Here is a 16,046-nt window from a genome sequence, read left to right as displayed (position 1 = left end):
GTCGGCAGGCACTGACTTAAGTCAACGGGAGCGCCCAGCATGCGCTCGCGATCCGCAAATCTGTTCGCTCGGCACACCGGCCATTGCTCGACGAGGGTACGCCGTCTGGTGCGATCGGGCGACGCAGGCCTCTTTAACCACACCTACGAAAGACTCACGAATGACAAAAGACCTATTCGCTATGAGCTTGTCCCTTGCATCCATTCTGTTGGCGAGCTTTCCTGGAGCCGCCGCTTGGGCGCAGGAACCTGCGCATGCGGAGCTGAACAGGCCGATCAATCCGGGCGACGTGTTGTCAGGCGAGCTTAACGCGTTACGCGGGCGCGATGCCAAAAACTACAAGAAGGTCACGACCTACCAAATCATCACCGTGCCGCGCCGGTTGCCCGAGCCGGACGCGCTGTGCAACCTCGAAATTGGACCTGTGACGTTTGAGCTCCTTACAACCGGCGAGGAGCACGCCAATCAGCTGCGGGCACGGGTTGGCAAGAGGATCTCGGTAAAGGTTGAGGAAATAGCCTGCGCGGAAGAGGCTGGGCAGATGAGTGAGGCGGTGATCAAGAAGTGGAGTCTGGTGAAACAGCCGTGATCTGTTAGAGAGCATCTGCTGACGGTGTTGTGGCGTATCGCGCGACAACGAGTCGTTGCGGGTTCGCCCCACCATAGCGGAACACTGCCAGCGCAGGGCAGACATCCGAGTCTAGAAGCGAGCCAGGTCATGGTGAAATATTTCTCGTCGAAGACCCATATCGGCAATCATATTCTGCATCCGGAAACGCAGATGCTAAGTTACGGCTACGATCCGCAATTGTCAGAAGGAGCCATCAAGCCACCGGTCTTCCTGACCTCGACCTTTGTGTTCAGGACCGCCGAAGACGGAAGGGACTTCTTCGATTTCGTTTCAGGCCGCCGCGAGCCTGCCGAGGGTGTTGGCGCTGGCCTGGTCTATTCGCGGTTCAATCATCCCAATAGCGAGATCGTCGAGGACAGGCTCTCCGTCTACGAGCGCGCAGAAACTTGCGGACTGTTCTCATCCGGCATGGCAGCGATTGCAACCACAATCCTGACGTTCACACGTCCGGGTGACGTTATTCTGCACTCCCAACCGCTCTATGGCGGGACCGAAACCCTGTTCGCCAAGACGCTTGCCGGTCTTTCCATCGGCGCCGTGGGTTTCGCCGACGGCATAGACGAAGACGCGGTCACGATGGCGGCGGAGGACGCCATGCGCAAGGGCCGGGTTGCGATGATTTTCATTGAAAGCCCGGCCAATCCCACCAACAGCCTGGTCGATATCGCGATGATCCGCAGCATCGCCGATATGATCGGCCAGGCCCAGGGCTACACGCCGATCGTCGCATGCGACAACACGTTGCTCGGACCGCTGTTCCAGCGGCCGATCGAACATGGCGCGGATCTTTCGTTGTACTCGCTGACGAAATATGTCGGCGGTCATTCCGACCTGATCGCCGGCGCTGTGCTCGGCTCAAGAGCTTTCATGAAAGAGGTCAAGGCGCTGCGAGGCGCCATCGGCACCCAACTCGACCCGCATTCCTGCTGGATGATCAGCCGATCACTCGAAACACTGAGCCTGCGTATGGAAAGGGCCGACAGAAACGCGCGGCTGGTGGCGAACTACCTGCGTGATCACGCCAAAGTGGAGAAGGTCCATTATCTCGGCCACCACGAAGGCATCTCCCCGGCGGGCCGTCTGTTCGCGCGGCAATGCCTCGGCGCGGGATCAACGTTCTCGTTCGATATCGTTGGGGGACAGGCCGCTGCATTCAAATTCCTGAACGCGCTGCAGATCTTCAAACTGGCGGTGAGCCTGGGCGGCACCGAGTCGCTTGCCAGCCTGCCTGCGCGCATGACCCACTCCGGGGTTCCGGCCGACATCCGTCAAGAAATCGGTGTCCTCGACGCCACCATCCGATTGTCGATTGGCATCGAACATCCGTCCGATTTGATTGCAGATATCGGGCAAGCGTTAAACGAGGCATAGCTGCACGCCTGCAGCTGCAATGGCCTCGAGGCAAACGCCGCCAGGGCCATCGATGCGGTTCGGATGGACCGACCTGTTGCCAAGTCGAGCGGACATCGGTCCGCAATTGCCTTGGCGACCTCCGAGAAACTGTAGGATGCGATCAGCGGAATGTGCGATGGGTAAGCTAACATTGCGACTGTCTTTTCATCACAAAAGGTCTCATCGCCATAGCGATGCCATTAGCCGCACTATCGAAACGCATATATGCAGTCTTATCATTCACCAGAGGAGAACCCGTCAGTGCGCGTTAGTCCGTATTTCGAGGAGATCAAGACCCGCGCACTGCAACTCTTAACTAGTTTTGAGCCCACGGCGAACACAACTCCTCAAATCAAAGGGGAAATCCGACAGGCCGTACGCGAGGCCCTCGGCCAAGCACGCGACGAGATGTATAAGCGCGAGAGATCCGGCGTCATGGGATCGCGAGCGGAACGCGTTGCTGCGTATCGGCGCACTCATTTCAACCTCAGCAACTTCGCGCTGGCAGAGCGGGAAATTCGCAAGCTCATTTGGACGCAGCTGCACCACTAACAGTCGTGTGGTCTATCTACCAGAGCTCGATTCGGAACTCCCACATACATTGCAGAGTTTGGCACTACACAACATCAAATCGCGCGTGAGGCTCACAACATCGCATCGTTTGAGTATTTGGGCGTGGTAGGCCATCTGGTCATTCCGTCGATAATAGAAGGGGGATCGAGGGTTATGTCGAAGCGCACCGCGATAGCGTTCGAGCGCTGAACAGACGTTTTACGCGATCTCGTTCGGCTTGCCGAAGAAGGCCCGGAGCGAGACGCAGGGATGCCAAGCGCAACCACTACTGACAACGAGGAGGACGATAGACGGTGTCTGAGCGGCGAATAATCATGGCAGGCGATCCGATCGCGAGAATCGATCGTTTGTATCAGAACCTTCGGGACATGATCGACACTGACAACTCTATTTCTCCTTGCGTCCGTGCCACGCTGCATGCACTGCTCGATGAGGATCTTGTTCTCGCGAAGGCCAGAATTCTCGACCATATCGCGAAGCAGGAGGCGCAACGCGAAAGCGCATCCCTGCGGCCGTTTCGAATGCCTAGGCCCTTATAGCGGAGAAGCGCTTCGCATACTCTCGCGCCGAAATAACGCGAATCCCGACTTGCTGACCGAGATTCGCAACCGGACCGAGTTTACGCTGCGGATCATCACGCAAGTGGGTATGTCATGACGCGGGTAGCCACAACACTGGGCGGATGGAGGACATCGTGCGAAAGTCGATATCGTGGTGGCCGAGCTAGCATTGCTGCAAATACTGTCTGCTTGCGAACTGGATTAAAGGGCCGCTATTGTCGACGAGAACGATATCGGTATTCGGCGGTTCGCGGAGATCAATCACATCAGCCCCGAGGCGGCGCTCTCTCGCAATCGGACGGAGCAAGCTATGTGCCGAGAAACGCAGCGGTCGATTATAGGGTAAATAGCACGATTTGCACGGCATAGCCGTGCATCAACCTGAGACAGTAAGGCAAATCATGGAAAAGATTTCACAAATTGAGGTGGAGCTTCGACAGATGGAGGCGGTATATGCTCGTAAGAGCAGTGCGCTTGCCAAGCTGCAGGAAGCGTATCATAGCAAACTTAACGAGTTGATCGAGGCCAAGGCGGCGCGCGACCGACACACCGCCGCTGAGACGGAAAAACCGGGCGCAAAGCACAGCGTCGAGATTGTCTAGATGCCAAGTGGTCCTACCGCTCGCACCATCCTGCTTGGCGACCATCGCGCGAGAGCGAGGAAAATCACGTCACTTAGTCTGCAGACCGGACGCTCCTTCGAGCTCGAAATGACGATTCGCGCTAATCCTTTGTCGATAAAGCTGCCTATGTTCAGCAGGTGATATCGTATTCACTGCGGAACTGTTCAGGATCATGTCGAAAAGATCAAAGCTCGTTCTGATTTGCCTGACCACTTCCGCTTTCGAAACAATTTCTCCATTCGGTAGTGGAGCACCTGCCCCTAATAGGAGTTTGACTGACCGCCATGGCGCTGGTGCAAGTTGGTCGGGCCACCCCAATCATCAGCGCGCCGGACGTGCTCGTTCGAAATAAGCGGATCGGATCAAGGCGGTTTTGTGGGAAGGCAGCGGTGTGTTGGTTCACCAAGACGCTTGAGGAGACAACGTTCTGCTGGCCGAAGATTGCGCCGACCCGGGGTGCAGCTGAACCATTGGCAACACTGCGGTGAGCCTGCCTTTGACCATTAGAGAGCCTCGATCGCGACGAGGAGATTTACATTAGGGTCACCGAAGGCACGATCCCGACTTATCCAGAATGTGGATGCGTTCCATCAAAACAATCGATTTTGCCAATCCTAGGAATGACGGATAGCTAAGACTCGGTTGGACAATTTGATTCAGGCATAACGGGATGGCCATAGATCTTTGTCCTGGTGAGAAGCATTCTCAGGGGATGGTCGAGTAGCTAAGCCATTCGGCTTCGCCCTCACAGATCCGGGCATGCAGATTTCCCGCACCCGGCTCTTCTCGAGAGTCACCAGCATCGGTTTGCTCCTACGCCCATGAGTGAATGATACGTGGCCGGGGCAAGGGAAAACGCGCTTCCACAGTCTCAAACCAATCCCGGCCCTTGTTCCGGTTCTTCTGGCTGCGCCGTCTGAGGCAAGTGAGCCAGATGCGCCGGACCTCCTGCAGGAATCCGTTGAGAGAGCGCCAGTTGTGTGGGACACCATAGTAGCCGTAGTGGCCACGCAGCACGCTGGAGTACCAGCGGTGCTGTGTCGCCATCGGGGCATGCATGATCTGCCACGCTTCCTGCCGCAACGCCTTCAACTTTCGCGTCATGCGCTTGCTCTGCGTTTTGCGTTTTACGATAAATCTGCCGTCCCTGGTCCATCCACAGTAGTGGGTGAGGCCGAGGAAGGCGAATGTATCTGGTCGCCGCGCGCCGCGTTGCCGTCGAGCCATGGCCGGTAAGCGGCCGAACTCAATGAGACGCGTCTTGTCCTCGTGGAGTGCCAAGCCAAAGCGCGCCAGTCGCTCCTTGAGGTCAGCCATCATCCGTCGGGCATCTGCCAGCCGTTCGAAGCCCATCACGAAGTCATCGGCATACCTCACGATCGATACCCGACCGCGCGCGTGCCGACGGCGCCATTGATGCACCCAGAGATCGAGGGCGTAATGCAAGACGATGTTGGCGAGGCACGGGCTGATTACTCCCCTTACGCAAAAGGTAACTTGCGTCGCCTAGCGGTTGGTGACCTTTGGAGCGCGAGGGCGGCCCACTGCCGTCAGTTGATTCGGTTGGAGCTGGAATCGAGTGTCTGATGACAATCGTGTCATCGTCCACCAGGATCTCCTTGACCAGGAGTCGCACAATGCGCTGACGCTCCGCGACCTCCAGCGTTTTTGCCGTTTCGCGTAGTCGTGCAAGGAAGCTTGTCATGGTTTTTGCTAGACGCAGATATCCAGCGCGGTCGGCAAGTTGGGTCTCAAGCGCATTTAGCTCGGCGCTGATTGCCTGATCACGTTTGCGAAGCTCGGGCATGCGACGGCGGAGGTCGTCTAACGATATCAGTTCTTCCTGATACGCGGTCATCAAACGTTCCATGCTCTTTCGTACGCGTGCCAACTCCCGCTGCAAGTGCTCTTCACGGCGTTTGACGGGGCTGGCAGTGCGTGCCGCAGCCAATCGCCGTTCCAGTTCTTCTTGAATGAGGCGTGGATTCTCCAGCAGTTTGAGGATCTCACGCCATACCACCTCGTCAAGAAGATCTTGTCGTATCGGCTTACTATCACACACCGGCCCGCCAAGGCGGCGCCATGCGTCGGAGCCAAGACAACGATAGTAGTGGATCATACGCGCACTTGTCCGCGTCGAAGTGCGATAAAGACCGTAGCTGCATTTGCGGCACGACACCAAGCCTTGCACGACGCTGGGTGTGATCGTGCGGCGAGGCGCACGGTCTTTGTTCGCCTTAAGCCGCTCCGAAGCCAGTGCAAAGGTTTCCTCGGTGACAATCGGTGGTACCGGAATCTCGATCCAGTCCTCTCGTGGCCGCTCGTGGTGGGCGCTGTCACGTGAGGCAAATCCGCCCCGCAGACGGATTGGCCGCGTGATGCGTTGTCGTTTCGCCGTCTTCGTTTTGTTGAAGCATGCCGTTCCCTTGTACGCAGGATTGCGCAGCATCGCCCAAACCACCGAACGCTCCCAACGCGAGATACGCTTGCGCGTAGGAATGCCTTGTTCGTTCAACAGACGCGTGATGGCGCCGATGCTCAAACCCGCAACGGTGTAGTATTCATAGACCTTGCGCACCACGGCCGCCTCAGCGTCTATGATCGCGTAAGACGCGGGTGCGTGCTCAGTCTTACGGATATAGCGGTAGCCAAACGGAGCGCCGCAAAGAACGTTGACAACTCCCTGCAGTGCACGGTGCCTTTTGCCCCGGCGTGACCGCTCCAGAATTTGCGCCCGTTCATACTCGGCGATCATGCCTTGGAACTGCAACAACAGCTGATCTTCCGCTGTAGCTGTCTGGGGCGCTTTGATGAACACCGTCTGGACGTTATGTCGTGCAAATTCTTCAATGAGAAGCACCTGATATGCATACTTTCGGCTCAGTCGATCTGGTGAATAAACGAGGACTGCATCGATCTGCCCCTCCGACGCCAAATCGCGAGCCCTTTCCAGGCCCGGGCGAACGAGCGTAGCTCCGCTGTAACCCTCGTCTTCGATCACCCATTCATCGGGCACGCTGAAGCCCTGCTGTAGGGCGAAGCCGCGCAGAGCTTCCGTTTGGCTCGCAATGGTATGTTCTTCCTTCTGTTTGTCCGACGAGACCCTGGCGTAGATCGCTGCAGGCTTCACGGCCGTCTCCTCTCTTCTCGGAGTCCTGCCCTACGGGACGAACACAGTTCGCAACCAGCAGCCCATAGGCTTGTTGTAACTTGATGGGGAGCAGGCGATCGAAAGCAAATTCCAAACAAACGGCAGGACGCTCTGCAGAGCGCTTAGCCATGTCTTCCGCGCCGACGTGTTGCGGTCAAACGCTTCTCGATCGCCTCGGTGACAATCACGCTCAGCGGCAAACCGCTGCGCCTGGAATACGCACGCAATTGCGCGAGCACGTCGCGGGGAATTTTGAACGTTGCTGGCACCGACGGTTCTCCAACCGGCATCGCACGTCGGAGCGCACGCGCGCGTTGCAGATATCGATACGCTTGCCGCAGCGAGATGCCGCGTTCCTGCGCCAACATGGTCGCCGCTTCTGCCACGCTGCTTCCCCGCGACAACAGGCCGTGCGCCGCGTTCAAGTTCAGGGCCTTCTGCGTCTTCGTTGAACGTGCCATCTGACATAAACGTATTTCTTCTTGACATAACCATAGTTAACAACTCGTTTACTAGCCCCGCACGCATATTACCTTTTAAGACGCAGGTCGAGCACAGCTAGCCCTCTGCGCCAGCCACAAATCACCCGATCGAAGGTGAAGTTGCCTTTTGCGTAAGGGGAGTAATGCCTGCCCCTTGCGGTGTCCCCTTGTCCGTTTCGTACCATTCTCCGCTCTCAAGGACACCGGCCTCAAGCCACATCCGAATGAGCCGGAGGATCCGAGGGTCGGCAATCCTGTGCGCCACCATCCGCATCAGCCACTCGTGATCAATCGAGTCGTAGAAGCTGCGAATGTCGGCATCGAGCACCCAGTTCACGTGCTGGCTCATGATCGCTGTATGCAATGCTGAGAGAGCCTGATGTGGGTTGCGCCCCGGCCGAAAGCCGTAAGAGAACCCCATGAAGTCGACTTCGTAGATGCTGCTCAGCACCTCGGCAACCGCGCCTTGAACGATTTTGTCTTCCAGCGTCGGCACGCCGAGTGGACGCCGTCCACCATCTGCCTTCGGGATATGTACACGCCTGACCGGCTGCGGCCGGTATCGGTTGGTGTGGATTCGTTGACAGAGCTCCTCGAGATTGCTCCCCAGGTTCTGTTCGTAATCCGTCACCGTGATCCCATCGACCCCCGCGCTCGCCCGCCGCTTCTGCCGCCGGAACGCTCGTTCGAGCGCTTCGACATTCACATGATGCAGCAAGGCCGTAAATTGGGTATGGGCGGCCTTGCGGGCCGCCGCGTTCACCCTCGCGAGATTGGGCGGCAAGACACCCCGGCTCTGCGTCCGGTCCTTGTCCCTCTCGTTGGGGCTCCTCTCGAGCTGGTTCCTTCCCTCAGCCCATCTCGTTTCCTTCGATGGCTTCATCGGTAATATAAACCAGTCCGACTCCCGACCTCAGCTCGGATGGCGGCTCCGGCGTTGCCTTGTCGCCATCCCCCACCGGGGATCATTCCGGTGGACCCAGTCGGGCCTCTCATGTTCCGATGCGTGCTTTCCATGCGTGATCCGGCCTTCGACCCCGACGGAGCATCACCGTCTCGCTTAGCGACGGCGCACATTCTGCCTTCGTGGTCGGGAACACACTCGGCCTCCGTGACATTCAGCATTTCGTGGCTCAATCCCGCACCCCACATGGCCCCTGTCTACACTTCAGACGCCGCGTTACCGCGACGCCCGCAAGACTCGGTCCTGATCTGCCTGCTACGGCTTTGATCAGATGAGACTCTCACTCATAGGCGCGCATCAGCTTTCATGACGTACTCCCGATCGCTGTTGAACTACGTCGGGCCGACGTTGCCGGAATCAATGTTACGCGGCCTTCGTGACGTGGGCAACGGGCTCGATCGTCATGCGATCGTAGTGAGCTTGACGGGCCGCACGCAGAACCGGCAATTGCTTATGCGCCTTCAATCGTCGGAAGCCCTTGTTGGCCTCGATCATGCCGGCCGCGACCCAGCGCAAGGCCATGCCGGCATCCCGCCAGCGTTTGACGTTGCGCGTGACGCGGCGAATGGTGCCCATCATGTTCTCGGCGATGTTGGTACAGGCGAGCGATCGACGAAGCTCCTTCGGCAGCTTCAACCGGACGACAGTCAGGATTTCGTCGAGGCCTTCGAGAAGCTGGCCGCTACGCCGGGCCATTGCTGGTCGAGCCGACGCGCAAGATTGCGGATCAATTTTTCAGCCTTGTCGGCGTCATCGAGCTCCCAGGCCTGGCGCAGCACCCGACGGGCGGCCGCATGATGCTCTTTCGGCAGGCGTTCTACGATGTTGCGCGCCTTGTGGATCTGGCAGCCCTGGATCGCAGCGGCCGAACCGAAGGTGCGGCGGATCGCCTTCGACAACGCCTTCGCACCGTCGACGATGAACAGTCTTGGCGTCGTCGGGGCGAGCCCGCGCGAGACCAGGTTGTCCAGCAGGGCCTGAACCGTTGCGAGGCCGCCGACTTCGAAACCCCCGATCCGGGCGGTGCCGGCACGTCACCCTCGGGCAACCGGACAGCGCGGCCGAACCGGCGCGTCGACACATTGATCAGCATCAGGTTCATCGCCCAGCGACCGAGCCAATCCTTCTGCGCCGCCGTTTCCCAGCTCGGGATCGTGACCTCGCGGCCGTCCACGCCCCGGACCCGCGGGCGCTCGACCTCGATCTTGCCACCGTGGAAGCCGATCCGTCCCCGCGTTCGGCCCCAACGGTGCGCCCGCCGCGCCGCATCGCGACCGTGGCGCGGACCGCAGGCCGCCGTGACATCCGCCTCCATCATCGTGCCGAGCGCCTCGATCCCTGCCGCAAGGCAGAACCGATCGAAGCTTGCCCGCACGTCTGCAAACGCTTCGTCCACAGCCCAGGTCGCCGGCGAACCAGCCGGTGTGATATCTCTCGTCATGGCGTTGCTCTCCTTTTGTGGAATCAGCACCCCGAGCCTACCGGCTCAAGGTGGGCAACGCCGACCTCTTCAGAAATTCAACAGAACCCGGGACATCCCCCATTCTCAGGTGCACGCCAGGGATCAACCGAGGCGCAGGTCCATTGCGGCCTTTGGCGGACTGCGCAAGGAGCATCGCGCCGGCTCGATGTGACAAGCTGCGCTTATTACCAATAAACCTCCGTATGGCTTTCTATGTCGGCCGCTTATCTCCATACAATGAGCCAGCCCTCGAATTCGCCTTAGCTTTGCGAGCAATCGGGAGCTTCCAATTGCAGAACGCTACGTCGAGCCAGCCGAATGGATCGCATTTCAAAATGCTGGCGAATGCCTTCTTGTATGACGATGCTGCGCAAGCGGTCACGCCCTACATGGAAACAGCACGGCCGCCGTTACGTCTTTCAACCGGATGAAGGGGATTTCGGGCGGCCGCACGTTTTATCCAGCATAACGGGGATAGAATCATGAGCCGGGATGTTAATCATTCGCCTGCTGTCTGCTTTCTCCTCGGCGCTCCGCGTTCGGGAACGACGCTGCTGGCGCATTTACTCCAGCAACACCCGGACATTGCGGCCCCGCCTGAGCCCTGGTTAATGCTCGCACTTGAGGCGTTTGGCAGGGTGGACCAACGTCACCCAGCCGGGGCATCAATGATTCAGGACGCGATTTCCGAATTCTTGGGCCGAATAGATCGCACTATCGTCAGCCGCGCTTTTGCCGATGCGGCTTACGGCCAGTATTTGGCAGCAGCAGACAAGCGCATCTTCATAGACAAGACTCCGCGCTATTGGATGGTGCTCGACTTTTTGGATACGCTCTATCCAGAAGCGCCACAGATCCTTCTACTACGTAACCCCTATGCTATTGCCGCATCATTGAAATCGACCTGGGGCATCCCGCTCCTTTCAGAAAGCGGCCCGCCCCCCAGCGTATCTTCTCTCGTCGATCTCGTGCGCAGCCTGCCGGCCAGCATCGCATCTTCTCTCGCCGATCTGGTTCTCGGCATGCCTACGCTCGCCGCGCACCGCGCTCGCCGCCAGGCGCAAGTGGTGCATTACGAAGTCCTGGTGGCGCGCCCCGACGAGGAAATCCGGCGCGTGATCACTGGCCTCGGCTACGATACAGCGGGCATTGCATCGGCGACGATGGCGCAAACGGATTATCTCCGGTCCAGTAACTTCGGGGATCGAAAGATTCTGGACCGAAAGGCCGTCGATGACCGTTCACTCCACACTTGGCAAACTGAACTGAGCACCGAAGAGATGCAAGCAGTAACCGACCTAATCGGCGCCGAGCTTCTTGTGGGGCTCGGTTATGAGCAAGAGTTTCGGCACGCACAGCAAGCCGGAATCGTGGATAGGGGGCCGGCGGTAACCGAACGGTATCGTGAGGTATGTCGAATCTGGTTGGATTTGAGCCGCACCAAGTGAGAGCATCGTTCGGCATCTCCGCCAACGCGGACTGGGCCAAACAGAATTCTTGCAAGCCATCGACAAGGACCCCCTCCTCGGCTTCTGCGCCCCGATAGTTTGGGAGGCGCAACGTCTACCCGAGTCAAACATTTGCGGTCGGCGAATTCGGTGGCGGCTAACGCTGACAATTGATATGGGTAACCTGCACGCCCACGTACGGAGCGCTGTAGGGCTAGAACCCGCCCTCTTGCCGGCGAGCGCACTCGCCAACCGCGACTTCGCACGCCGCTTGCAGCGCCTGATGCATATCCCCGATCAGATCACTCGCGCCCTCCATGCCGGCGTGAATGCGAATTAGTGGCCCCTCGAGAGCGACCGCCGGTTCCGTTCGTTTCGGTGGATCGACCAGTAATGCGAGGCTTTCATACCCGCCCCAGGACACGCCAATGCCAAACAGCCGCAGCCTATTAAAGAGAACCGAAAGTTGAGGCCGCGACATTGGTTTCAGCACGACTCCGAATAGCCCGCTTGCGCCCAAAAAGTCCCGCTTCCAAATTTCATGGCCAGGATCGTTCGGAAGCGCTGGGTGCAACACCTTGTCAACAGCCGGATGCGTCTGCAGGCTCTGCGCCAGCTTGAGACCATTTTGCCAATGCTGCTTCAGGCGGATTCCTAGCGTACGCAGTCCCCGCAGGGCCAAATACATATCATCTGGCCCAGCAGTTTCTCCAAAATGATGAGCACTCGACTGTAGCGCGGGCCAGGCGGCCTCATTCGCAGTCGCAATGCCGAGTAGTGCATCAGAATGGCCAACGATATACTTCGTCGCCGCATGGATCGAGATGTCGACACCGTGCTCAAAGGGCTTGAAATAAAGAGGCGTCGCCCAAGTGTTATCCATGAGCACGAGCGCACCTGCCTGATGCGCGATGGCAGCCAGTGCGGGGACATCCTGGACTTCAAAGGTCATGGAGCCAGGCGACTCCAGATAGACGGCCCGGGTGTCTGCTTTGATCTTCGCCGCGAGCTCCGAACCCAACGTCGGACGGAAATACTGCACTTCGATCTGCAGCCTCGCGAGCACCTGGTCCGCGAAACTTCTCATCGGCTGATAGACGCTATCGCTGATCAACAGATGGTCGCCGGCCTTCAGGACCCCGAGAAGCGAATGGGTGCAGGCAGATAGGCCCGATGGGAATAGAATGGAACGATAGCCGCCCTCCAATTCGCAAACGGCCGTCTCAAGTGCGCGAGACAGCGGCGAGCCGAATCGCCCATAAGTATGTATGGGATTGCGTTTCCGCGACTCCCATTCTTCCAACGTCTCCGAAAGGATTGTAGAGCCCCGATAAATGGGCACATTGACCATTCCACCATGTTTACCGGGCTCTCGGCCGAGATGAGCGAGTTGTGTCTCGGTCTTTGACAGGTGTTCGCCGTCGTTCACGTACTTCATCGCCCTTCTATCAGGTTGTCGTCCGCTGCCAGTCGCCAGTCACTCTGATTCAAGCAAAACGCTATTGCGACGTCATGACACTAGGGCTCAGTTACCGGCCTCTTTCATTACGTTACGGAAGCCAACGCTCTCCTCTGAGTTACGGCACGATCTCGCGCGCATTCGCCACCATCAACGGTGAAGGCGCACCCAAAAGCTCATTTCTGCAGTGCTATTAGCAAGAGCAGGGCCATAAGCGCAGGGCCGTGCGCTGGGGGCTTTTGGAGAAATCGCAAATTAGCTTGTCTTATCATGCATGCTTTTGTCGGAAAGCAAACGCATCATGTTTAGAACCTGACAATTTGTTGGGGCACCTAGAGCGTCCGCACTGCTGCCCGTTCCCATGCGCACCTCTATCCTCAGGCTCAATTCCAATACGCTTCACGCCGATGTTGGTGTTGACGCGCACACCCTCAGTTCCGATACGCCATCGACACTTACGTTTGAGATCGTTTGCTCATGATCTCAAACCTACAACCTAACGCAGCGTAAGGTTCGAGCCATTTCTTCGAACTGACTGTTGCCCGACAGTTACAGCAATTCGTGATCACGCTGCTAAGACGCCGAGGCGCTGGGGCACTCAAAAACGGAATGAAACTGGAAATGAAGAAGTTGTTGCTTGTGACTGCAAGCATCGCCGCGCTCAGCGCGGCTGCGCCTGCATTGGCCGTGGATCTCGCTGCGCAGCCCATCTACACCAAGGCGCCACCGCCACCGGTTGCGAATGCGATCTACGACTGGAGCGGTTTCTATATCGGTATGAACGGCGGCTGGGGTTCGAGCCATAACTCCTGGGATTTCGCAGGCGTCAACTCCGAGGGCTCCCAGAATGCGAGCAGCGGCACGATCGGTGGTCAGATCGGGCATCGCTGGCAGATGGGCAGAGTGGTGGTTGGCATAGAAGGCCAGGGCAACTGGGCTGATTTCAGCGGCTCGAACGTCAGCCGTGTCTTCCCAGCCGATATCAACCGCACCAAGACTGATGCATTCGGCCTGATCACCGGTCAGGTCGGCTACGCCGTCAACAACGTGCTGCTTTACGCCAAGGGCGGTGTTGCGGTGACGAGCAACACCTATCAGATCGACTCGACTCTCGGCACGACACTTACGAGCACCGACAGCACCCACTGGGGCGGTGCGGTCGGCGCTGGCATCGAAGTCGGATTCGCGCCGAATTGGTCACTTGGCTTTGAGTACGACCACCTATTCATGCAGGACGGCGACGTGCGCTTCACCACGGCCGCTGGTGCGGTCGCGACCGATCGCATCCGCCAGGATTTCGATCTCGTGACCGCGCGGCTGAATTACAAGTTCAGCCCGGTGGTTCTCAAGTACTAATCTCTTCGCCTTCGAGCGGCCATCGGGAGCCCGGCCCTCAGGCCGGGCTCTTTCTTGAGCTATTCACCTGCCGCGCAAGGACTACCTAACAATATTCTGTATTTTTTGCGGAAAAGTTGGCTTTGACGTTACGCAAAGCCGTTCTGCCTGGAAGCCCTATCGATTGAGCATGGTCGAAGCGCTCACCACCAAACTCCAACAGTTAAATGGTGCTGGCGAACCTTACACGGCCCCGCATAGTGGTGCTCCAAGGTTAGAGGATGAGTACCTACGCAGTCGGAAGGCCAGCTGGTTCAGAAGCGCAACGCATGCTTCCGCGGATATTCGAGCCGAGACCTACGTCCATTCCGCGTTCCTCAATGTTCAGCTTGCACACGTTCGGAAGCGCCGGATCGGGTTTCAAGTCCGCTCAGACGACCAGATTAGTAAGAGTATGGTACTGCTTCTGCTCGGCATTTGCGGTTTTGCGGGCCGCCGGGTATGAAGAATGCTTGGTCAAATTGTCATTCACAATCCGCCCTTGGCTCAACACGCGGAGACAAGCCGGAGAAACCCGTTCGTGCCTGTTAACGATTGAGGTCAAACCCGATCCATTGTTTACCTGCGTTAACGTCCCGGGTTATATGCGCCAATCCTTATGGCCTTCCGGAGTTGGTGTTGGCCGATAACGATTTCTTCGGACAGCTGATTTCATGTCCCTCCCATCGTGCTCCGCGTTTGCGACTTCGTGGATCGCAGACACCCGAATGCCTGCGCCGTCCTTCTTTGCCTTCAAAGAAGGCATCATGCCGCTACGGTGAGGAATCACACTATCTGCCTAAAGAGGGCGGTGGCGTTGCGTCGGTGCGGGAGGGTAATATCGGATATTCAATCTTGGGCAGCCGCCCAGTCAGCGAATTCAGAAACGCAACAATATCGTTCTTGTCCCTATTGCTCAGTTTGAGGCCGAGCTGGATTTCACCCATCACGCTAACCGCTTGCTTAAGGCTCCAAACTTGGCCTGAATGGAAGTATGGGGCGCGCAACGCGACGTTTCGCAACGGCGCGGCGCGAAAAACGTATTCGTCGCTCGCCGCTTTGGTTATCGCGTATCTGCCCTTGTCAGCGGTCGGAAGCACGCTTGTGTCCGGCCTTTCGATTACACCGAACAGGAAATAATCCTGTCCACCGACGTTGATTCCGTTGTGACAAGAGGAGCATCCCCTTTCCATGAATAGCTTCAATCCTGCCTTCTGCTGATCATTGAGAGCAGTCGTATCGCCTTCAAGGTACTGATCAAACGGAGCAGTTGGCGTAATTAGAGTCGCTTCAAAAGCCTCGATCGCCTTCGCGACGTTGTCAAAGGTGACCGGCGACGCCTCGTTCGGAAACGCCTTCTTGAACATGACCACATAGTCATTCATCGAGTTCAAGGTGTTGAGCACATGATCTGGGGTCGCGTTCATTTCGACAGTCGCTTGCACGGGTCCCTTGGCTTGCGCCTTGAGGTCTGCAGCGCGGCCATCCCAGAACTGCGCCACATTGAACACCGCGTTATAAACGGTTGGTGCCCGACGCGGACCCTGCTGCCAGCCGTGACCGACCGAGGTCGGACCGGCATCGACTCCGCCCGTACCAAGATTATGGCAGCTATTGCAGCTGATGATCTCGCTGGCCGACAGCCGCGGATCGAAGAACAGCATCTTGCCGAGTTCGACCTTCTGGTGGGTGACTGGGTTGTCCTTCACTGCAGGTACGATCGAGGGGATCGGGTTGAAAATCTGCCTCGCAGCTCTCATCAAATCATCATCGGCGCTAGCTTGTGATGAGCCCAGCATCGCAACGGCGGCAACTGATAAGTTGCGTAAAAGGTGAAGCGCCCATATCGTTGTTTTATCCACAATAGCTCTCATCGGCTCCAGAACAGGATGGCATCGTTTATCTTACCCGTTTCGGTGCACTCACG

Annotated in this window: 13 protein-coding genes and 1 pseudogene; 7 read left to right on the top strand and 7 right to left on the bottom strand. The window is 57.9% G+C overall.

Features of this window, described 5'->3' with window-relative positions; all coding sequences use genetic code 11:
• Positions 1–160 precede the first annotated feature (160 nt).
• From ACVJGD_RS40445 to ACVJGD_RS40425, 5 genes are all read left to right on the top strand, one after another.
• A complete protein-coding gene (locus tag ACVJGD_RS40445) occupies positions 161–589 on the top strand; it encodes a hypothetical protein (protein ID WP_456639358.1) in 429 nt (142 codons plus the stop codon).
• 129 nt (positions 590–718) lie between these two features.
• A complete protein-coding gene (locus ACVJGD_RS40440; protein ID WP_456639357.1) occupies positions 719–2,002 on the top strand; it encodes a cystathionine gamma-synthase family protein in 1,284 nt (427 codons plus the stop codon).
• Between the two features lie 246 nt (positions 2,003–2,248).
• Positions 2,249–2,575 (top strand): hypothetical protein, encoded by a 327-nt coding sequence (locus ACVJGD_RS40435; RefSeq protein ID WP_456639356.1) that lies wholly within the window; start codon positions 2,249–2,251, stop codon positions 2,573–2,575.
• A 335-nt stretch (positions 2,576–2,910) separates the two neighbouring features.
• A complete protein-coding gene (locus ACVJGD_RS40430; RefSeq protein ID WP_456639355.1) occupies positions 2,911–3,135 on the top strand; it encodes a hypothetical protein in 225 nt (74 codons plus the stop codon).
• Positions 3,136–3,557: 422 nt separating this feature from the next.
• Positions 3,558–3,758, top strand: a complete 201-nt coding sequence (locus tag ACVJGD_RS40425; RefSeq protein WP_456639354.1) for a hypothetical protein — start codon at positions 3,558–3,560, stop codon at positions 3,756–3,758.
• Positions 3,759–4,592: 834 nt separating this feature from the next.
• Here ACVJGD_RS40425 and ACVJGD_RS40420 read toward each other — a convergent pair.
• From ACVJGD_RS40420 to ACVJGD_RS40400, 5 genes and pseudogenes are all read right to left on the bottom strand, one after another.
• Positions 4,593–5,201, bottom strand: a complete 609-nt coding sequence (locus ACVJGD_RS40420) for a reverse transcriptase domain-containing protein (protein WP_456639353.1) — start codon at positions 5,199–5,201, stop codon at positions 4,593–4,595.
• Positions 5,140–6,909, bottom strand: coding sequence for a recombinase family protein (locus ACVJGD_RS40415; RefSeq protein WP_456639352.1), 1,770 nt, complete (start codon positions 6,907–6,909; stop codon positions 5,140–5,142). The genes ACVJGD_RS40420 and ACVJGD_RS40415 overlap by 62 nt, the downstream gene beginning before the upstream one ends.
• Before the next feature lie 143 nt (positions 6,910–7,052).
• Positions 7,053–7,391, bottom strand: a complete 339-nt coding sequence (locus ACVJGD_RS40410; protein ID WP_456632515.1) for a ribbon-helix-helix protein, CopG family — start codon at positions 7,389–7,391, stop codon at positions 7,053–7,055.
• A 121-nt stretch (positions 7,392–7,512) separates the two neighbouring features.
• Positions 7,513–8,196, bottom strand: coding sequence for a reverse transcriptase domain-containing protein (locus ACVJGD_RS40405; RefSeq protein ID WP_456639351.1), 684 nt, complete (start codon positions 8,194–8,196; stop codon positions 7,513–7,515).
• 543 nt (positions 8,197–8,739) lie between these two features.
• Positions 8,740–9,817 (bottom strand): annotated as a pseudogene (locus ACVJGD_RS40400) (transposase).
• Between the two features lie 503 nt (positions 9,818–10,320).
• Here ACVJGD_RS40400 and noeE point away from each other — a divergent pair.
• Complete coding sequence (noeE, locus tag ACVJGD_RS40395) at positions 10,321–11,286, top strand: nodulation protein NoeE (RefSeq protein WP_456639350.1); 966 nt, start codon at positions 10,321–10,323, stop codon at positions 11,284–11,286.
• A 214-nt stretch (positions 11,287–11,500) separates the two neighbouring features.
• On the opposite strand, the gene metC is transcribed toward noeE, so the two are convergent.
• Positions 11,501–12,724 (bottom strand): cystathionine beta-lyase, encoded by a 1,224-nt coding sequence (gene metC, locus ACVJGD_RS40390; protein WP_456639349.1) that lies wholly within the window; start codon positions 12,722–12,724, stop codon positions 11,501–11,503.
• Between the two features lie 642 nt (positions 12,725–13,366).
• Between metC and ACVJGD_RS40385 the strand changes: the two genes are divergently transcribed.
• On the top strand, positions 13,367–14,101 hold the full coding sequence (locus tag ACVJGD_RS40385) for an outer membrane beta-barrel protein (RefSeq protein ID WP_456640540.1): 735 nt from the start codon (positions 13,367–13,369) through the stop codon (positions 14,099–14,101).
• 809 nt (positions 14,102–14,910) lie between these two features.
• On the opposite strand, the gene ACVJGD_RS40380 is transcribed toward ACVJGD_RS40385, so the two are convergent.
• Positions 14,911–15,918 carry a cytochrome-c peroxidase gene (locus ACVJGD_RS40380; protein WP_456640539.1) on the bottom strand — a complete coding sequence of 336 codons (1,008 nt, stop codon included), beginning with the start codon at positions 15,916–15,918 and terminating at the stop codon, positions 14,911–14,913.
• Positions 15,919–16,046 lie beyond the last annotated feature (128 nt).

The organism is Bradyrhizobium sp. USDA 10063 (genome assembly GCF_054063735.1).
The sequence above is the reverse complement of the archived record's forward strand: the minus strand, read 5'-3'. Positions and strand labels throughout refer to the sequence as shown.